Origin of the sequence: Photobacterium lutimaris, from assembly GCF_003025555.1 — a bacterium.
Lineage (GTDB): Bacteria > Pseudomonadota > Gammaproteobacteria > Enterobacterales > Vibrionaceae > Photobacterium > Photobacterium lutimaris.
On sequence record NZ_PYMH01000012.1, the window covers coordinates 17,751 to 38,110 of the forward strand.

The 20,360-nt window shown below is 51.6% G+C and carries 18 protein-coding genes; 3 read left to right on the plus strand and 15 right to left on the minus strand.

The features are described 5' to 3' along the window. Positions 1-29: 29 nt before the first annotated feature. On the plus strand, positions 30-2,387 hold the full coding sequence (locus tag C9I99_RS20300) for a PilZ domain-containing protein (protein WP_107350664.1): 2,358 nt from the start codon (positions 30-32) through the stop codon (positions 2,385-2,387). Between the two features lie 22 nt (positions 2,388-2,409). Here C9I99_RS20300 and serB read toward each other — a convergent pair whose 3' ends face one another. Further along, positions 2,410-3,375 (minus strand): phosphoserine phosphatase, encoded by a 966-nt coding sequence (gene serB, locus C9I99_RS20305; protein ID WP_107350774.1) that lies wholly within the window; start codon positions 3,373-3,375, stop codon positions 2,410-2,412. Positions 3,376-3,528: 153 nt separating this feature from the next. Between serB and C9I99_RS20310 the strand changes: the two genes are divergently transcribed. Further along, entirely contained in the window at positions 3,529-4,143 is a 615-nt protein-coding gene (locus tag C9I99_RS20310; protein ID WP_107350665.1) for a YtjB family periplasmic protein, read from the plus strand. Positions 4,144-4,231: 88 nt separating this feature from the next. Here C9I99_RS20310 and deoD read toward each other — a convergent pair whose 3' ends face one another. From deoD to ubiT, 14 genes are all read right to left on the minus strand, one after another. After that, positions 4,232-4,951 carry a purine-nucleoside phosphorylase gene (gene deoD / locus C9I99_RS20315; protein WP_107350666.1) on the minus strand — a complete coding sequence of 240 codons (720 nt, stop codon included), beginning with the start codon at positions 4,949-4,951 and terminating at the stop codon, positions 4,232-4,234. A gap of 146 nt (positions 4,952-5,097) precedes the next feature. Further along, a complete protein-coding gene (locus C9I99_RS20320; protein ID WP_107350667.1) occupies positions 5,098-6,318 on the minus strand; it encodes a phosphopentomutase in 1,221 nt (406 codons plus the stop codon). A 10-nt stretch (positions 6,319-6,328) separates the two neighbouring features. After that, positions 6,329-7,660 (minus strand): thymidine phosphorylase, encoded by a 1,332-nt coding sequence (deoA, locus tag C9I99_RS20325; RefSeq protein ID WP_107350668.1) that lies wholly within the window; start codon positions 7,658-7,660, stop codon positions 6,329-6,331. A gap of 212 nt (positions 7,661-7,872) precedes the next feature. Beyond that, on the minus strand, positions 7,873-8,646 hold the full coding sequence (gene deoC, locus C9I99_RS20330) for a deoxyribose-phosphate aldolase (RefSeq protein WP_107350669.1): 774 nt from the start codon (positions 8,644-8,646) through the stop codon (positions 7,873-7,875). Between the two features lie 415 nt (positions 8,647-9,061). Then, complete coding sequence (locus tag C9I99_RS20335) at positions 9,062-9,232, minus strand: XapX domain-containing protein (RefSeq protein ID WP_107350670.1); 171 nt, start codon at positions 9,230-9,232, stop codon at positions 9,062-9,064. A gap of 363 nt (positions 9,233-9,595) precedes the next feature. After that, on the minus strand, positions 9,596-10,855 hold the full coding sequence (locus tag C9I99_RS20340; RefSeq protein ID WP_107350671.1) for a NupC/NupG family nucleoside CNT transporter: 1,260 nt from the start codon (positions 10,853-10,855) through the stop codon (positions 9,596-9,598). A 205-nt stretch (positions 10,856-11,060) separates the two neighbouring features. Next, positions 11,061-11,855, minus strand: a complete 795-nt coding sequence (locus C9I99_RS20345) for a TatD family hydrolase (protein WP_208113442.1) — start codon at positions 11,853-11,855, stop codon at positions 11,061-11,063. After that, a complete protein-coding gene (locus C9I99_RS20350) occupies positions 11,845-12,027 on the minus strand; it encodes a hypothetical protein (RefSeq protein WP_107350672.1) in 183 nt (60 codons plus the stop codon). Before C9I99_RS20350 ends, C9I99_RS20345 begins: the two co-directional genes overlap by 11 nt. 6 nt (positions 12,028-12,033) lie before the next feature. Further along, the gene (gene glgX, locus C9I99_RS20355; protein WP_107350673.1) at positions 12,034-14,166 is read right to left on the minus strand and encodes a glycogen debranching protein GlgX; all 2,133 of its coding nucleotides are present in this window, start codon (positions 14,164-14,166) and stop codon (positions 12,034-12,036) included. A 155-nt stretch (positions 14,167-14,321) separates the two neighbouring features. Next, positions 14,322-15,902: a peptide chain release factor 3 gene (prfC, locus tag C9I99_RS20360; protein WP_107350776.1), complete on the minus strand. Its 1,581-nt coding sequence runs from the start codon at positions 15,900-15,902 to the stop codon at positions 14,322-14,324. A gap of 187 nt (positions 15,903-16,089) precedes the next feature. Next, entirely contained in the window at positions 16,090-16,536 is a 447-nt protein-coding gene (gene rimI / locus C9I99_RS20365) for a ribosomal protein S18-alanine N-acetyltransferase (RefSeq protein WP_107350674.1), read from the minus strand. Beyond that, positions 16,526-16,927: a DNA polymerase III subunit psi gene (locus C9I99_RS20370; RefSeq protein WP_107350777.1), complete on the minus strand. Its 402-nt coding sequence runs from the start codon at positions 16,925-16,927 to the stop codon at positions 16,526-16,528. The genes rimI and C9I99_RS20370 overlap by 11 nt, the downstream gene beginning before the upstream one ends. A gap of 160 nt (positions 16,928-17,087) precedes the next feature. Continuing rightward, positions 17,088-17,591, minus strand: a complete 504-nt coding sequence (locus C9I99_RS20375; protein ID WP_107350675.1) for a GNAT family N-acetyltransferase — start codon at positions 17,589-17,591, stop codon at positions 17,088-17,090. Next, positions 17,581-18,102 carry a ubiquinone anaerobic biosynthesis accessory factor UbiT gene (ubiT, locus tag C9I99_RS20380; protein WP_107350676.1) on the minus strand — a complete coding sequence of 174 codons (522 nt, stop codon included), beginning with the start codon at positions 18,100-18,102 and terminating at the stop codon, positions 17,581-17,583. The genes C9I99_RS20375 and ubiT overlap by 11 nt, the downstream gene beginning before the upstream one ends. Positions 18,103-18,299: 197 nt before the next feature. On the opposite strand from ubiT, the gene C9I99_RS20385 reads away from it, so the two are divergent. Then, positions 18,300-20,333 carry a sensor domain-containing protein gene (locus tag C9I99_RS20385; RefSeq protein ID WP_107350778.1) on the plus strand — a complete coding sequence of 678 codons (2,034 nt, stop codon included), beginning with the start codon at positions 18,300-18,302 and terminating at the stop codon, positions 20,331-20,333. Positions 20,334-20,360 lie beyond the last annotated feature (27 nt).

Consider the following 20,360-nt stretch of genomic DNA (forward strand, 5'->3'; position numbering starts at 1 on the left):
AACGAAGAATGAGATAATCAAAAATAACTATGGTGCTTGACGATTACAAAGGACTGATTGAAAGACTCATCCCTGTCTATGATAGCGAGGATTTTGACGACGTCTTCCAGATGATGACCGAAGGCGAAGACGGCCCAACCCGTCTGCAGTTGAAAATGGAATTGAACCGTATCATGTCGCCTTGCATGAAAGCCATTGACCTGCGCGGTCGCGTTCAAGGCGAATGCCGCCCCTATCAACTCAATGGCCGCCAGCACTGGCTCGATGATGTGGCGATCAATACCTACCACAAGCGGATCAAAATTTTTGGTAACCAGTTCAGAGTCGGCCTTTACGAAGCACTGATGAACACCCGCAATAACTTCCGGGTAATGCACCAGCAGGGAAAACTGCAACCCAAGCCTGCCGCCCAAGTGATCCCGCAACCTGACAACCCGCTAGTGGCACCACTGCTACGCTTTGGCCACTACCTAACCCGTGACGAGAACCGCTGGCAAATTGCCACCCCAGTTATCCTGGATCTACCGTTGAGCCAAACGGTCAACGGGATCAGCGCCGATCTTTCTTATTCCGGTGCCAAATTCAAAGTTCCCGCGGCGTTCAACTACAAGCTCGGTATGAACATCGTGGTGCGCTTTCCGACTCTGGCCGATAAATTGAATGAACCGCGCCTGGTCGAAGGGATGAACTATCGGATCCTCGGGATTGACGAAAACCCGGATAACGATAGCTATAAGTGGCTGCGCCTGAAGCTGCTGAGTAATAGTACATTGATCAAGTCGGTGATTGATCAGGGTCTGAACCAATCTCAGAACCGGACCCGGCACAACTACGAAGACAAAGTCATCCAAATCCGCACCCGTGGTTACGAGCACTGTTTTCTCAAACACAGTACCAGCTTACCGGTATTTCTTTCCGATACCCAGCTGACCTACTGCCTACTGACCCAGAACAATCACCATATCTGGGCCCACTGGCGCGATGAGAGAAACCAACCGGTCCTCAACCACCTGATTTCTCAAGAGCGCTTGGCCAACCTGGGGAAAGCCGGACTGAAACAGTCCAGTACACTGCTTTACAGCTTCAGCCATGAACATGATGGCAAAACCTTCTTCTACTCAGCGGCCCTGCCGGAGATGAATACCGAGCAGCGCCGGTTGTTCTGGCATGTCGGGGCGCAGCGTGACAGTTGGCGAGTCATGCGCTTGAGCTTGCAACCTATCGACCAAGAAGATATCGACAGCCTCAAGCAAATTGCGCCGGACATGGTCGATAAGTTAAGCACCTTGACCCATGTCGGGGTGCTGCAAGATCTCACCAACCACAATGCCCAGCAAGATTACCGTCTGAGCGTCAAACCGCAACTCCCAAGCAAAAACCTGCAGGCATTTCGTCACCCTCGCAATCCGGTTTCGGTAGCCAAAGCGGTGTTTTTTGATCCGCGGCCACAGCGCAGCGAAGACCGATACCTGTTCGATACCCCCATAACCCTGTACACGGCGGATAGCCAGGCGGTCACAGGGCAAAGTATCGACTTCTCTACCCGTGGCCTGAATATCAAACTGACCAGCCCAGTCGCGCTGTGCCGCGATGAGCAGGTAGAGATTTCGTTCCCCGGCTTGCAAAAAAGCAATAAAAATGGCCCATTGAGCCATGTCCCCTACCACGTTGTCAGGGTCAGCCCTGATTACTGCAATATCCAGTTGACGACTGGGGCTGGGCAACAAGCCGCGCAAAGTGAGCATTTTCTGCGCAAATTAATTCTGCACAACGAAAATAAACTGGTGATGACCGAGGAGAAATTACCGCAAGGTGAACTGCTGCTGGCCATGCACCAAATGCTGCTGACCAAGCTGAAGACGATCCCGTATTTTGCCGAAAAGGTTGATCACAAGATCAGATTGAAGGCCGTCGGCTGTAACTTCCCACCCCCACCGCCAATCAAACTGTTCAACCAGCTGGCCGGCGGAAAAGGTTGCTCGCTGGAGCCACTGTTTCGCAACCGGGTAAAACAGCTGCTGGCCGAGACCATGCGACCGGTTGAGATCAACCAGCCCTTCATCCATGAGCTCTACCTGGCGGTTGAACAACAACCAGGCCACCCCCTGCGGGTTAATGCCAAGCTGCTTGATGAATTCCGGACTATCGAAGAGCGGATCAATTATATCAAGCACGCCAAAACGGTCGGTAACTTTATGGCACTCAGGATCACGGCCGCCCCGGTACTGAGTCCGATGACGGCTTTGATCGGCAAAGAGCTCGGCGAGCTTGCCCGACTGGTACTGCACCGGGCAAGGGCACTGGAGCAAGAGCTCAATTCGGTTATCGGCAGCGGCGAGATCCTAGATATCACCGATGAAGTGCTGATCAGGCTCGAAATACGATAACCCGCCCGCTTCTCTTTGGTGCCTACCAGCCTAGCTGCTGCGGTACCAAAGAGACCGACAGCAAACAAATCAAGCCACCGAGATCGGCAAAGCGTATCGCCACCGGGGCCTCAGCCTCGACTTTCGGCTTGGCATGGTAGGCCACACCTAGCCCAGCGGCATTGATCATGGCCAAATCATTGGCCCCATCGCCGATAGCCACGGTATTGTGCGGTAGAATGTCATATTGCTCGGCCAAGCTGCGCAATATTGTCGCCTTGGCCTGTGCGTCCACAACATCCCCCAATACCTTCCCCGTGAGTTTGCCGTCAACGATTTCCAGCGTATTCGACTGGGCATGGGCCAAGTCCAGCTCTTGTTGGAGGTAGTCGGAAAAGTATGTGAAGCCGCCCGATGCAATCGCTGCCTTCCAGCCGTAATGGTGTAGGGTTGCCACCAGCTCGCGCAGCTCAGGCATAAACGGTAACTGACTTTTGACTTGAGCGAGAATAGCCGCGTCGTTGCCCGCCAATGCCGCCACCCGCTGGCGCAGGCTTTGTTCGAAATCCAGCTCACCCAGCATCGCCCGCTCGGTCACTTCCGCTACCTGCTCACCGACACCGGCCAATATGGCGATCTCATCAATACACTCGATATCAATCGCCGTCGAGTCCATATCCATCACCACCAAGCCAGGCTCGCGTAGATCTGGGCATTGAGTGAGATCAGCAATATCAAGCTGCGCACGGGTCACGCATCGCTCCAGATGCAATGAATACGGGGTCGCCAACAACAAACAGTCGTATTGCCCCACTTTCCAAGCTGCCGTCAGCGTCAGCGGAGCACCATACGCGGCTTCTATCGCGTGAACCGCAACCGCATCTATCGAGCGGCCGAAAACCAAGGTTGCCGAGCGATACCGGTCAAGATTACAGGCCGATACCACTTCCGGAAATCGCTGTAGTAACGAGGTGTGTTTCCTTATTTTGAGCACTTGCAAACCATCCATGTTAAAGTAAACGCTTAAATTTCCAAGTGACTTCAAGGTGCAGGATCCAATACTGAACCGCGCATTTTGAAGTCGCTTGATTAAACAACTTACCCTATTGCAAATTACCAGGGCAAGCCCAAAGATGAGATTGGTCTTGAATACACCGCTGATATGATGAAGAAAAAACATACCCAATTCCAAAAAGCCTGGCGACTGTTCATCCTTTTCGGCTGCTTGGCGGCGCTGATCACCATGGTTGAATATGGCTCTAACCTGGCCAAGCAAAACTACCGTACCCTGAGCGATCAAACCCAGCAGCTGTCACGCTTGGTTGTCCGGCAGGCCGCAGATACCGCATCGACAGACGTGATTGAAAAAAACCAAGACCGGCTGCAGCTGCTGGTCGAGCAACTGGCCAAGGAGCCCTTACTGCTCGATGCCAGCATCTATGATCTGGAAGGCATTACCCTGGCCAAAAGCCAAAACGCCTTACCGCTGCCGCAAGTGACCGGGCTTTCCACGCCACTGGCCGTTGCCAGTTATGGCCGCCAGCAATTGATTGAACCCATCATGAGCCAGCACCAAGTCGTGGGTTTTGTCCGTATCACACTCGAACATGACAAGCTTATCGCCGAAACCATGGCCGATATTGATGCTATCACCAATATTATTCGGGTTCTGATCGCCAGTGCGATGATCATCGGTATCTTGCTGGCCATTACCTTCGGTAACCGAAAAGAAAGCTGGCACTTCCCCATCCTGCTCAGCGACGGTAAAAACGGTTAAATTGCCCGTGTAGGCAAACCGATAGCGATAAAAAAAGGGCTTGCCAGTGGCAAGCCCTTTTAGGTGTTCTCGAACTACGTGCTAACGCTTATTCAGCGTCGCCCAGCAGAACAGATTCCAGTGCGATTTCCATCATGTCATTGAAGGTCAGCTGACGCTCTTCAGACGTTGTCGCTTCGCCGCGCAGGATGTGGTCGGATACGGTACAGATAGTCAGTGCTTTTGCACCGAACTCAGCTGCAAGGCCGTAGATACCTGCCGCTTCCATTTCAACACCTACGATGCCGTATTTCTTCATCGTCTGGAAGAAGTCGAAATCAGGGTTGTAGAAAAGATCGGCAGAGAAGATGTTACCCACCTTCACATCAACGCCTTTTGCTTTTGCCGCGTCAACCGCGTTCTGCACCATGCCGAAGTCAGCCAGTGCCGCGAAGTCGTGGTCACCAAAGCGGATACGGTTAACTTTAGAGTCCGTTGACGCACCCATGCCGATCACAACATCACGCAGGTTGACGTCATCACGTACTGCACCACAGCTACCCACACGGATAATTTTCTTCACGCCGTAGTCTTTGATCAGCTCAGTCGCGTAGATAGAACATGAAGGGATCCCCATCCCGTGACCCATTACAGAAATCTTACGGCCTTTGTAAGTACCGGTGTAACCGAACATGTTACGTACGTTACACACTTCTTTTGCATCATCGAGGAAGGTTTCTGCAATGTACTTGGCACGTAGCGGATCGCCCGGCATCAGTACTACGTCTGCAAAGTCACCCATTTCAGCATTAATGTGAGGAGTAGCCATCGTTATTTCCTTTCTGTCATCTGTTGGTTTGCATTACCGACTCAATGTAATCTTGTCTTGCAAACACTGTTTCGATCTAGGACAAATATAGACCTAAACAGTAAAAAAAATCGTCTTTTGGGGCTGGCGATACCAGCCCCAGCCAGTTACAGGAATGACTTACCGTATTCCATATCAGACGTACCGAAGTACTCCGCCAAGCTCTGGCCGATATCGGCAAATGTCTCGCGGCGACCCAGTGAACCTGCAGCGATTTTAGGACCAGAAACCAATACCGGGATATGCTCGCGAGTATGGTCGGTACCAGGCCAGGTTGGGTCACAGCCGTGATCAGCCGTCAGGATCAAGACGTCGTCTTCCTGCAACAGCTCAATAATTTCAGGCAAACGCTTATCGAAATATTCCAATGCCGCAGCGTAACCCGCAACATCACGGCGGTGGCCGTAGGCAGAATCAAAATCAACAAAGTTGGTGAATACGATGGTGTTGTCACCGGCTTGTTTGATTTGCTCTAGTGTCGCCTCAAACAGCGCAGGGATACCTGTTGCTTTCACTTTTTGGGTGATGCCACAGCCAGCGTAGATATCCGAGATCTTACCGATAGAGATCACTTCACCGTTTTTCTCGTCAACTAGCTTTTGCAGCACCGTTGCAGCAGGTGGCTCAACCGACAAATCACGGCGGTTACCGGTACGCTCGAACTGGCCTTTACCTGGGCCAATAAACGGACGGGCGATCACTCGGCCGATGTTGTAGTCTGCCAACTCTTCACGTGCGATTTGGCAAAGTTCTAGCAAGCGGTCGAGACCGTAGGTTTCTTCGTGACACGCGATCTGGAATACCGAGTCCGCCGAGGTGTAGAAAATCGGCATACCCGTTTTCATGTGTTCTTCACCCAAGTCATCCAGTACCTGAGTACCCGATGCATGACAGTTACCCAAGTAGCCTGACAGGCCAGCACGAGCAAGGATGCGATCGGTCAGTTCTTTCGGGAAGCTGTTTTCTTTGTCGGTGAAGTAGCCCCAGTCAAACAGCACAGGCACACCGGCAATTTCCCAGTGACCAGACGGAGTATCTTTGCCTGAAGACAGCTCGGCAGCGTGGGCATATGCACCGGTGATTTCAGCGTCAGCATCCAGACCGTCAGGGAAGTAACCCGAAGATTCTTCACATGCCTTGCCCAGACCGAGTTTGTTAAGGTTTGGCAAGTGTAGCTTACCGCTGCGCTGGCCGTTATCCGCTTCGCCGCGGGCACAGGCTTTGGCAATATGACCCATCGTATTGGCGCCTACATCACCGAACTCAACGGCATCTTCAGTAGCGCCAATCCCAAATGAATCTAGAACAAGAATAATAGAACGTTTCATGATGACTCCATTAAACATCTTCAGGGCGAACACGACGGTAAACTTCCGGTGTCGGCTCAGGTTTCTGATCAGAAATAGTAATCGCGGCACGTACCGCTTTGGCGGCTTCTTCCCACTGCGCTTCGTTGCGAGCGTGGATCACAGCCAGCGGCTTGTCAGCATTGGCTTCATCACCCAAACGGATCATGTCACTCAGGCCCACGGCGTAATCAATAGTATCAGCAGCGACACGGCGGCCACCGCCCATCCCTACTACCGCCATACCTAATGCGCGGGTATCCATCGCAAAGGCATAACCTGTGGTTTCTGCGTAGACCGGCTTCACCAACTCGGCTTTGTCCAAATAGTTGTCATAATTGACCATAAAATCAACCGGACCACCCAGGCCTGCAACCATTTTACCAAAGCACTCAGCGGCCTTGCCGTTATCCAGAACCGCCTGAAGCTTCTCGCGTGCCTGCTCGATATCTGTTGCTAAACCACTGTTTACCAACATTTCGGCACACAATGCCATGGTGACTTCAAATAAGCGAGGGTTACGGTATTCACCGGTCAGGAATTGTACGGCTTCACGTACTTCGAGCGCATTACCAGCCGTCGACGCCAGTACCTGGTTCATATCTGTCAGCAGCGCCGTGGTCTTGGTACCCGCACCGTTGGCGACCGCTACGATAGATTTTGCCAGCTCTTCCGACGCGTCGTAAGTTGGCATGAATGCGCCAGAGCCTACCTTCACGTCCATCACTAGCGAGCCGAGGCCTGCAGCCAGTTTCTTCGACAGGATCGAAGCGGTGATCAGCGAGATGTTGTCAACGGTTGCCGTCACATCACGGGTCGCGTAAACACGCTTGTCAGCCGGCGCAAGATCGCCAGTTTGACCGATGATTGCCACGCCAGCCTCTTTGGTTACTTGACCGAATACGTCGTTGCTCGGGGTAATATTGTAACCAGGAATAGATTCCAGCTTGTCCAATGTCCCACCCGTGTGGCCCAGACCACGACCGGAAATCATCGGTACGTAACCACCACATGCTGCCACCATAGGGCCAAGCATCAATGAGGTCACATCACCGACTCCACCCGTCGAGTGCTTGTCGACAATCGGGCCATCGAAGTTCATGTGGCTCCAATCGATAACCATACCCGAATCGCGCATCGCACACGTCAGTGCCACACGCTCATCCATGGTCATGTCGTTGAAGTAGATCGCCATAGCGAATGCTGCAATCTGGCCTTCAGACACGGTCTCTTTGGCGACACCCTGAATGAAGAAATTAATTTCGTCTGCAGTTAGCTCAATGTTGTCACGTTTTTTACGGATGATTTCTTGTGGTAAATACATGGTATTCCCCAGTAAATTCTAGTGTAGGGTTATGACTGTTTACTCAGTATTAGCGCCTTCACGACTAGCGATGACTTAACGCAAGATCTGATTCTCGGGTGCGGGGCAACCGCCCATTAGGCTGCGTAATGCAGTAAGGCAAGAACCAAACAGTAAAGAGTCACAGGTAATTAAAAATAAGGCGGCCCAAAGGCCACCTTAGATGGAAAGAATTAGTAACCGCCTTCAGCGGCTTTTTCGCCTTCGCCAAGCGTGTTCAGAAGGTTAGCCAATAGGCTTGAAGCACCAAAACGGTAGTGCATGTTATCTGCCCACTCAGCACCTAGAATGCGATCAGCCATGGCTAGGTATTGCTGTGCATCTTCCGCCGTACGAACACCACCAGCAGGCTTGAAACCAACGGTTTTCGCTACGCCCATGTCTTTGATCACGTTAAGCATGATTTCAGCGTACTCAGGGGTGGCGTTCACTGGCACTTTACCGGTAGACGTCTTGATGAAGTCAGCACCGGCTTTGATTGAAAGTTCAGAGGCTTTCTTGATTAGCTCTTCTGTTTTCAGCTCACCGGTTTCGATGATCACTTTCAGCATAATGTCGCCACACGCGGCTTTACACTGCTTAACCAACTCAAAACCAACTTCTTCGTTGCCCGCCATTAGCGCGCGGTATGGGAATACTACGTCTACTTCATCAGCACCGTAAGCAACAGCGGCTTTCGTTTCTGCAACCGCGATATCGATATCATCGTTACCGTGCGGGAAGTTAGTTACCGTAGCAATACGGACTTCAGGTGTACCCTGCTCACGAAGCTGCTTCTTAGCAACTGGGATAAAACGTGGGTAAATACATACGGCCGCTGTGTTACCTACCGGGCTCTTTGCGTTCTTACACAACTCGATCACTTTTGCATCTGTGTCGTCGTCGTTCAGAGTGGTAAGGTCCATTAGTTTAAGTGCACGTAGTGCAGCCGCTTTCAATTCGCTCATGACTATCTCCAGTCCAATTAATTTCTACCAAGCTATGTGTCTACTAAGCATAGATACGCCTGACGGTACTGATTGCATCACCGCCAAACGGTCCGCTTAGGCGAACAGTTGCCCCGACAACCAGCCATCTGTCGACGGGGTTACGGACTTGCTCCTTGAAGACTCAGGTAAACAATGCGTGAGCACTTTCCTGATTGCTATCCTTTTCACCGCATAGGAAGTGACCACAGTCACCGCCCAGCAAATACGCTGCCCTAGCCTTGCCTAGCGATAGGTAACACCATGATGGTGTTGACTAGAACAGCGAAAAACAATTTGTGATGGTGCCGCTCTATAATACCAAGCAGACCTAGCCGCCACCACGAAAGTTACGTTTCCCAGCGTGGACAATGTGTTTACCCAACGAAAAGTAATGTCAGGTAAAGAACCGTTCGACGATCCACTGGTAGGCAACCCCCCCCACGTAGACACCGACAATGCCCATGACACCCGGGAGCACCGGGGGCGCCGGTATCGGCAGTTTAATCGCAGAAAACAACACTCCGACAATAAACCCAGCAATCACAGCCAGCAGTACTTCATTCATAATCATTTTCTCTGTCTGGTACAGCACAAAGAAAGTGTAGCCTGCCCCGCGATGAAAGTAATGGTAGCAAAGGGGGTTGGTAGAAACCGGAGCGCAATCGATTTTATGGCATTGAATAGAAACGTTGGAGGGAATGTTTACCATATGTGTTGAAAGGCGATGGGCGATGGGCGATGGGCGATGGGCGATGGGCGATGGGCGATGGGCGATGGGCGAATCAGAATTTTGTGAAGGATAAACCCTGTCAAGCTATTGCTTCAGCTCTTTGCTATACCTCTAGCCTCTAGCCTCTAGCCTCTAGCCAGAAAAACAAAAACGCCGCGGAAGACCGCGGCGTTTTATCAGGTTATCAGCAGTCTGCGATTAAGCAAGCGTGATGAATAGACCTGCGATTGTTGCAGACATTAGGTTAGAAAGCGTACCAGCGGCTACCGCTTTCATACCGAAACGTGCGATGTCGTGGCGACGGCTTGGTGCCAGACCACCTAGACCGCCCAGTAGGATTGCTACTGAAGACAGGTTAGCGAAACCACATAGTGCGAACGAGATGATAGCTTTCGTCTTATCAGAAAGAACAACCTCAGCACCTTCTGCTAGGTATGGGGCAAAGTTCAGGTAAGCAACGAATTCGTTAACTACCAGCTTCTGACCGATGAATGAACCAGCAATCGTTGCTTCTTCCCATGGCACACCGATTAGGAATGCAAGAGGAGAGAAAACATAACCAAGGATAAGTTCAAGTGTCAGCTGCGGCATACCGAACCAACCACCGATGCCACCTAGCATACCGTTCACTAGGGCAATCAAGCCGATGAATGCTAGAAGCATTGCACCAACGTTCAGCGCAAGCTGCATACCAGAAGAGGCACCCGCTGCTGCTGCGTCGATAACGTTCGCTGGCTTGTCGTCAGCGTTGTTAGCATCGCTTGCTAGCTGCTCAACAGCTTCTTCAGTTTCAGGCTTGATGATCTTAGCAAATAGAAGACCACCCGGAGCTGCCATGAATGATGCGGCGATTAGGTACTCTAGAGGTACACCCATAGAGGCATAACCAGCAAGTACACCACCCGCTACAGACGCCAGACCACCACACATAACCGCGAACAGCTCAGACTGAGTCATTTTTGGTACGAACGGACGGATCACCAAAGGTGCTTCCGTTTGACCAACGAAGATATTAGCTGTTGCAGACATGGATTCGGCGCGAGATGTACCCAGTGCTTTCTGTAGACCACCACCTAGGATGTTGATCACTACCTGCATGATGCCCAGGTAGTAAAGTACGCTGATCAGTGCAGAGAAGAAAACGATTACTGGTAGTACGCGCAGGGCAAACACGAAGCCGCCACCGCCGAACACTTCAAACATTTTGTCTGAAGTCAGGCCACCGAATAGGAAGTTAATACCGTCGTTACCATAAGCGATAACGTTGGCAACGGCTGTAGACATACCATACAGTACGTCACGGCCAACAGGTACATAAAGAACAAATGCACCTAAACAAAATTGAATGGCAAATGCGCCACCCACTGTACGTAGATTAATAGCTTTACGGTTATCAGATAGAAGTACTGCAAGACCTAGCAGTACGACCATCCCAACCAGGCTCATAAACATGCTCATAGTTTATGGCTTCCCTTTAGTTAAGTTGGCGTCTCGACAATTCGGCTCATTAAGAGTCCGGCGCATTATACTCATGCAGCGGCGGATAAAATAACGCCGACATCACAGTTTGCAAGGAAAGAGAGTGAAAGTTCAATCCCAAATGTGAGGCCCATCACGATTTAACGCAAACGATTTACGCAAACGTTTAATTTGTGACAACGCTTCATATCGGAATACGGAAAAGTTCAGCAGTGGTTAAGCTAGTTGCCTGCTTAATTTCCTGTTTGCTTTCCGTTCGGATTGCTGCCAGTTCACCCAGCACCTTCACCAACCGATCGGGCCGGTTTGGCTCTCCTTGAAACCCAGCTACTGGCATATCGGGTGCATCCGTTTCAAGCAGCAATGCACCCAATGGCAGTGCTGCTATTGTATGCCGAGTCTTATTGGCTCGGCGATATGTAATCGTTCCACCGACCCCAATTTTGATACCTAGATCAATAAGCTGCACCGCTTGTTGATGGCTGCCACTGAATCCATGGTACACCCCACCAGCAACAGGCATATTTTGCCTCAAAACCCGAAGCAATTCGGGAAAAGCCTTGCGGCAGTGGAGTATGACCGGTAATTCAAAGCGGTTAGCCAACTGTAACTGGGCTGCCAATAACGAAATCTGTTGATCCCGGTCGGCATTCACAATGGCAAAGTCTAGTCCACATTCCCCGACAGCAACGCAATGTGATTGTTTTTTTTCTCGTTGCTCGGCCTCCATCGCAAGCTCAGATTCCAATTGAATCAAGGCATTGACATCATGCTCGGCACTGAAAAAAGGATGTAGCCCCAAGCCAAAATAAAGGTTGGGAAAACGAGCAGACAAGTCACGGATGGCCTGCCAGTTTCTCTGACCGACCGCCGGGATGATAATTTTCCCAACCCCAGCCTGATGCGATAATGCCAAGTAGTGTTCGGGATCATCACAAAACGGCGCAAAATCGAAGTGGCAATGGCTGTCAATCAGCATCGGGTTTGCCCTTTACTGTCCTACTCCCCAGCTTACCTTTGTTCGTTGGGTGGCGTGGGTCGTCACTGTCATAGCGTACAGGGGCGCAGCAACGACGGTTTTCGGGCACGAGCCCCATTTTTTCACACCAGCGGTCATAGGCCGCTACCCCACGCTTAATCAACGACATCATGCCTATCTATCCTGTTTTTACGGCCTTGGTGGCCTTGGCTACCATGACGATCATACTACGCCCGGTCGCCAAAATGGTATCGCGGGGATAAAGCGGTGCCTCCTCAATGGAATAAATATCATGGGGAGACGGCTTGGCGGTATTGATCACCAAATGCCAATCGCTGCAGTGACGATCCGGCAGGGTAAACTCGAGAGGATCCCAAAAGGCATTGCACACCACGTACAGCTCATCCTGGGTGATCGGGTGATACACCGTCAGCGCGATGGAGTGGGAGCTTTCCGACCAGTCCGGCTGCTCGGGTTGGATCCCGTGCCAACGGATCCCGACATCCTCCAGCACAGAATTGAGCGACATATGCATATTCCAGTCAATGGTTGGCTCGGCGGTACGCAGTTGGCTGAGCAGAGTGACAAAGCGTAGCAAGTCACTGTGGGTATCGACCAAGCGCCAGTCAAACCAGCTGAGTTCATTGTCCTGGCAATAGGCGTTGTTATTACCCTGCTGGGTACGGCGGACTTCATCGCCCATATTGAGCATCGGCGTACCGAGCGCCAAGAACAATGTCGCCAGCATGTTCTTGCACTGCCTATGCCGCAACGACTCTATCTCTGTAATATCCGTCGGCCCTTCGACCCCGTAGTTACTCGATACATTATGGTTGTCACCATCACGGTTGCCCTCACCGTTCGCTTCATTATGTTTCTCGCTGTAGCTCACTAAGTCATTGAGGGTAAATCCATCATGGGCGCAGATAAAGTTCACCGAGCGATGCGGTGAGTGGTGGCGGCTACAGTACATGTCCGGAGAGCCCAGGATCCTTGAAGCAAACCGGCTAACATAACCGACATCACCTCGCCAAAACGCCCTGACATCGTCACGGAACTTGCCGTTCCATTCGTTCCAGCGATCACCGATAAACGACCCCACCTGATACAACCCAGCGGCATCCCATGCCTCGGCGATGATCTTGGTACTACACAAGATAGGATCGGAGTCGATCGACCACAGCAGCGGCGGCTCTTTCATCGGATGGCCCTGGCTATCGCGGGCGAGGACAGAGGCCAAATCAAACCGAAACCCGTCAACGTGCATCTCAGTCACCCAGTAATGCAGGGCATCGATGATCATCCGGCGCAGGACGCTATGGTTGGCGTTGCAGGTATTGCCACAGCCACTGTAGTTACCGTATTGGCCCGTTTCCTTGTCCAGCAGATAATAAGCGCCATTTTGTAGCCCTTTGAAGCAGAAGGTCGGCCCGTGCTCATCCCCTTCCGAGGTATGGTTGAACACCACATCGAGGATCACCTCAATATCGGCTTTATGCAACTCACGCACCAAAGTCTTGAATTCATCGATGGCACTGAGCGGGGCCTTCTCGACGCTGTAGTCAGCATGGACAGCAAAGAAGTTGATCGGGCTATAGCCCCAGTAGTTATCACGCCCTTCAGGTGCATCATCGACATCAAACTGCTGAACCGGCATCAATTCAACGGCCGTCACCCCGAGCGATTTCAAATACGGAATTTTCTCGATGATCCCAGAGAAGGTGCCTTGCTTGGCCTTCACCACACCGGAAGAGGGATGGCGGGTAAATCCGGCGACATGCATTTCATAGATGATGGTATCGGTGAGAGAGTGGCGAGGGGCGACATCACCTTGCCAGTCGAAATCACAGTGATCGACCACAATGCTCTTCATGCAGGCATCCATGTTATCGCCCGACCCGATAGCCCGCTGGCGGTTGTAGTTGCGACCAAAGCCTATCGCCTGACTATAGGGGTCAATTAACACTTTCTCGCAGTCGAAACGCAGTCCACGCTCAGGTATCCATGGGCCATCAACCTGAAAGCCGTAGTACTGACCATGGCCGATATGACCTACAAAGATAAACCAATAATGACCACGCTTGTGCAGTGCGGGACTCAGCTCAAAGGAACGGGAAGGCCCCGTTGCATCGGCATTGGCAAACAGGTGCAAGGTTACCCGGGTGGCATCTTTGGAATAAACACTGAAGTTAACCCCTCCCTCGCGAACCGACGAGCCGAGCGGGAATGCCTCGCCGGGTAAGGTATAAATCTGATTGTCTGCCGCCAACGCGGTACTGAGCGAGATTCCGAGCTCATTGACCCTGTTCATGCCATTTTCCTTCTGATCACTGCGCACCAGCGTGCATAACCAGAATAGTAGACCCAATAGCGACAGGGGGAGGCCAGCTTCACAAAAAGTATAAAAAAAGCCGTCACAATGTGACGGCTTCTTGCTAGAACATGATGCCAGCGGCTTGCGGGCGATTAGTGCTCGCGGGTCGCACGGAAGTCAACATCAGGGAAACGCTCTTTGGCCAGGTTCAGGTTAACCATGGTTGGTGCGATGTAAGACAGGTTATCACCGCCATCCAGCGCCAGGTTAGACTGGTTCTTACGCTTGAATTCTTCCAGCTTCTTGCTGTCGCCACATTCTACCCAGCGAGCCGTTGCCACGTTAACGCCTTCATAGATAGCTTCAACGTTGTACTCGGCTTTCAGACGGGCAACCACCACGTCAAACTGAAGTACACCGACCGCACCAACGATCAAGTCGTTGTTCTGCAACGGACGGAATACCTGTACCGCGCCTTCTTCTGACAGCTGAACCAGGCCTTTAAGCAACTGCTTCTGCTTCAGTGGATCTTTCAGGCGGATACGACGGAACAGTTCAGGCGCAAAGTTAGGAATACCAGCAAACTTCAGGTTTTCACCTTGGGTGAAGGTATCACCAATCTGGATAGTACCGTGGTTGTGCAAGCCAATAATGTCACCAGCATATGCTTTTTCAGCACGTGCACGATCACCCGCCATGAAGGTCACGGCATCAGAAATACTGACATTTTTACCGGTACGGACATGGTTCATTTTCATGCCCTGGTTGTAAGTACCCGATACGATACGCATAAACGCAATACGGTCACGGTGCTTTGGATCCATGTTTGCTTGGATCTTGAATACGAAGCCAGAGAATTTCTCTTCCTTCGCTTCAACATCACGCTCATTGGCTTTACGAGTTTGTGGCGCTGGCGCCCACTTCGTCAGGCCATCAAGCATGTGGTCGACACCGAAGTTACCCAGTGCCGTACCGAAATAAACAGGCGTTAGCTCACCAGCAAGGAAAAGCTCGTGATCAAACTCAGGACACGCGCCAATCACCAGCTCAAGCTCGTCGCGGACGCTGGCAGCAAGATCATCGCCCACAGCGGCATCCAGCTCTGGGTTATCAAGACCTTTGATGATACGTACTTCCTGAATTTCATGGCCATGGCCAGATTCATACAGGATCGTTTCATCACGGTGGATGTGGTAAACACCCTTGAATTCTTTACCGCAACCAATCGGCCATGAAATCGGTGAACAAGCCATGCCAAGCTCGCTTTCAACTTCATCAAGCACTTCCATTGGATCACGCACATCACGGTCCAATTTGTTCATGAAAGTGACGATTGGCGTATCACGCAGACGGGTCACTTCCATCAGTTTGCGGGTACGATCCTCGACACCTTTCGCGGCATCGATAACCATCAGACATGAGTCAACAGCGGTAAGCGTACGGTAGGTATCTTCCGAGAAGTCTTCGTGCCCCGGGGTATCCAGCAGGTTAACCAAACAATCATTGTATGGGAACTGCATCACCGACGTGGTCACCGAGATACCACGTTCTTTTTCCATCTCCATCCAGTCAGACTTAGCATGCTGGTTTGAGCCACGGCCTTTAACCGTACCGGCTTTCTGGATAGCGTTTCCGAATAGCAGTACTTTTTCGGTAATGGTTGTTTTACCCGCATCCGGGTGAGAAATGATGGCAAACGTACGACGTTTGTTCACTTCAGATAGAAAAGACATAACGTTGATAATCCTGTGAGAGATTTCTCTGATTGAACCCGCAACGGCCATGTGTAACACACAGCGGCAGGCTCCAATGTGTTTTTTTAGGGTGCAGGCCCCAAAGATGGCGGAATTATACGCAAACTCCAGCCAAAGAGACAGTGCTAACACTATGGGGGCAGCGCAAAGTAAACTTAGCGACTCGTCACATCATCATATAAGTCATGATTAATGCATCTTCGCGGCCATCCGGTGCGGGATAATAGCCTTCACGGCGGTTTATTTCATTGAAACCCAAAGATTCATACAACTGATAAGCGCGTTGGTTGCTTGCCCTGACTTCCAGCCATACATCTTGCGCATTCAGTTGCTCAAGTTGTGACAGGAAACCTTCCAGCAATAGCTTTCCGTACCCCTTGCCCTGAAAGGCTGGGTCGATAGCAATATTGAGCAAGGTGGCTTCTCCTGCGACCAGTTGGCCAAAACAATACCCCGCCAGCTGGCCATCGATCTCCAGCGCATAATTGGCTGCGATCTTATTGGGTGCCTTGCGGATCATCGATTCCGCCCAAGGGTACATGTGAGCGGCCTGCTCGATACGCCAAACATCATCCAGGTGATGTGGCGCTAGTAAAACGATATTATGCGTCATAAGAACAAATCTGTTGCCACAGCGCCTTTTTCGCGCCGGGATTGGTATGCATCGATTTCAGTGAGGGCGACGTCAGTAGCTGGCAACCTGCCGGGTGGGCCGCTTCACAGCCAGCCACCCAACACCATTTGAGGTGGTGCTCACGGACTTGCTCAACAGCAGCCGCGGGAATACACAGAGCTTGCTCCGGCGTCAGCTTCATACTGCCGAGGATCCGGCCGAACAGCCAACGGTCATGCTCGTCCAGCTCTTCGTCGCAGACAAACAACAGCTGGCAAGTGTCCGGCAAGTCGATCATCGGCTGCTCCTGCTCGGGAAAAAAGCCCGGTTTACGGATCTGCCAATAGGTTAACCCAATCGCCTTCATCAGCTGTAAATCACGCTGTTTCATCCACTCACCTTGATGATGTTCACTTTGGCCCGGAATACTATCAGAATTTCGGCCAAACTGAGTAATATTCAGTTTGGTATTACCGTATTCAAGACCACTCAAACATAAAAAAATACCACCTTGCGGTGGTACTTTAATAAAACAAAGACGCCATAACGGCCTACAGCGCGTCGAACTCTTCGCTGTAACTGATCATACCGGTCTTGCCGTCCATCGCTCCCGGTACCACTTCCAATACCATGAAGACTTCTTCTGGCACTGGCCATGGGCACTGAATACCTTGGGGGGCAGCAGGGGCAAAACCCGCTTTCGGGTAGTAGTCACTGTGTCCCAGCACCACGATCACCGGGTAGCCCAGCTCAGCAAGGGTTTGCTTGGCTTCTTCGATCATGGCCAGGCCGATCCCCTGACGCTGGTATTCCGACTTAATCGCCATCGGTGCCAAACCCTGCCAGTTGTGATCCTCACCGTCGAGCATCACTGGGCTAAAGCACATATAGCCGACGAGCTCACCGTCATCATTGCACGCCACCAGCGATAGGGTACGCTTGCCGTTTTCACGCAACCGCATCACCAACTCTGCTTCAGCCTCAGTCTCAAATACAGACTTAAGCAAAGAGTCGATCGGCAGAATATCGGCCGGAGCCTCAGATCTAATGAGCATTCATGACCTCTTCTTGCCCAGCCGCCGACTGCATGCCTTTATGGATAAAGTCAGCCGACTGGTGCAGTACAAATTTAGCCGGTGCCGGTAGCGAATCCAGATCGATACTGTCCATCAGGTTCTTCACTTCCAACCCCAGCTCGGTGTCGCCTTCGATACGAAGGCGACGCTGGAAGAACAGTGTATCAGGATCTTCCTTGCGAGCAGCAATTAATACCAGATCATTGCATTCGCCGCTGAAGCTGACATCTTCCTGCTCTACATGCTCGGCCACCACCAATTGCTCATTTTGATAACTGATGTACCAGCGCAGATCCAAATCACGTACTTCCACTTTTAGCCAGCGATCTTCAAGAAACTCAAAGTCACCGTCTTCCAGTGCTTCTTTGAATACCATGGCCAGTCCATCCAACATCACTTTTTTTTGCAGCGGAAAAGGAGCCAGTTTGGCTGGGACACGCAATAACGCCGGGCCATTTTGCACCAGCTGTTTTCTAAGTTGAGCAATCACTGAATAATTTATCCTGTATTCGGTCTATTTGATGATTGTATGGCAAGACAATGCAGTATTTTTATGCCTTGAGTCAAAAAATACAGCTTTGAATGGGTAAAACTTGGTATTGTGACAATGACCTAGATATAGTGGTTGCAAACCCACCTGCCACCTCGCGCCAGTTGGCAGAAACTACGGAAGAATGTCCCAAGATCATGCAGACAGAGCAACTGAACCATTGGTTTCCCCTTCTCACTGATCACAGCCCATTTCTGTTTGCGGTACTGGATCATCAACATAAATATTTGATGGTAAACAACCGATACTGCGAGCTTAGCGGCCTTAGCCGCGACGATCTCATCGGGCTCGGCGATACCGATATCCTTGGCAAGACATTCTACCACTCAATGCGCCCTTTTTATGATCGGGCTTTAAATGGCGAAACACTGGAGAGCGAAGTCATCCTCGATGACAACCACCACGACACCAGTATGCACTTCAGCCTGACACCGCTGCGTAGCCGTGATGGCAATATAAACCATATCGTGCTGCATTGTGTCGACACTTCTGAACGCCAAATCCTGATCAATGCCATTCAAGAGCATGAAAGTCACCTGCAAAGCCTCAACAAGTTGATCAATGACGGTAGCTGCCTCGTCGAAGGCGACACAGTGACCTCGGCCAATGACCAAGCGGCCTTGCTCTTTGGCTTCGAGCACCCCAATGATCTCAAGGGCAAGACATTCAGCAAACTGGTGGTTGATAACCAGCAGCAGCCCGTTACCCATGCGCAATTGGCCACACTCCAACATGGAGAGGGCTGGCTGTGCCAGACCAGCCGCCACTGCCCACAACAGCAGACACTCCAGCTTTCCACGTCGGCCGTCGAGGTATTGGGGGCGGCGGCACATTTAGTGCTCCTGAAACCTTACCATTCAGTGAGCTCCAAAAAAGAGAACATCGATCCGTCGCTCCATATTGACCCGCTGACCGGGCTACTGAACCGCCATGGATTCAGCCGCCAGCTCGAGCAACTGATCTACCAGCAGACCCCATTGGTCATGCTGTACCTCGATATCGATAACTTCAAAAATATCAATGATTCACTTGGGCACCATATCGGCGACCAGGTTCTGCAGGAAATTTCGCAACGGCTCAAGCGGCTGTTGCCCGACGATGCGATTATCGGCCACCTCAGCGGGGACGAATTCACGATCTTGCTGCCTAACCTCGAGCACGACCAACAAGGCAGCCTGATTGCCGATCAGGTCATCGCCCTGATCAACCAGCCTTTCGATCTGCACCATTTCAGCAAGCACCTGGCCTGCTCTCTCGGCATGGTGCAATATCCCGGTGACGGCAATGATGCCCGGATCCTGCTGCAAAATGCCGATACCGCGATGTACGAGGCCAAGAACCGCGGCCGCAACCGAGCTGTCAAGTTCAGCGAAGAGATGAACAAGGAAGCCCGGATGCAGCTATGGCTGGAAATCGAGCTGCAAAAAGCCCTGCAGAATAATGGCCTCGAGGTGTGGTACCAACCGAAAGTGCACGCCCGCGACTTCTCGATTAACGGTGCCGAGGCACTGGTGCGCTGGAAACACCCGGTTGAAGGCTATATCAGCCCGGCGCAGTTTATCCCTGTCGCCGAACGCTCGGGGCTGATCGAACAACTGGGGCAGGTGGTCATGCGCGAAGTCTTTACTACCGTCCGCTACTGGAAAACCCAAGGTCTGCTACCCGGCAAAGTGGCTATCAACTTGTCACCGCAGCAGTTTGGCAACCCCAACCTGATCCAATTTGTCGACAAGCTGCGCAAGGCAACCGGAGTCAACCCCAATGACATCACGTTCGAGCTCACCGAGAGTGCCGTCATGAGCGATGGCGAACACACGATTCAGATGCTCAATGCGATCAAGAAGCTGGGGTTCTCACTCTCTATTGATGATTTCGGTACCGGTTACTCCTCCCTGTCCTACCTCGCCCGCTTCCCATTGGACGAGCTAAAGATAGACCGCGCCTTTATCAAAGATATCGAAGACGTGCCCAAACAGCTGACATTGATCGAAAACATCATCAACCTCGGTAAATCCCTCAATATGAGCGTGGTGGCCGAGGGCGTCGAAACCCGCCAGCAGGCTACCCTGTTGTCCAACCTCGACTGCAACGCAATCCAGGGCTTCCACTTCTACAAACCGCTACCAAAGAATGAACTGGAAGCAACGCTGCACAAACACAACCATCATTGATCCGAACGATCATTAACGGTTCTTTAG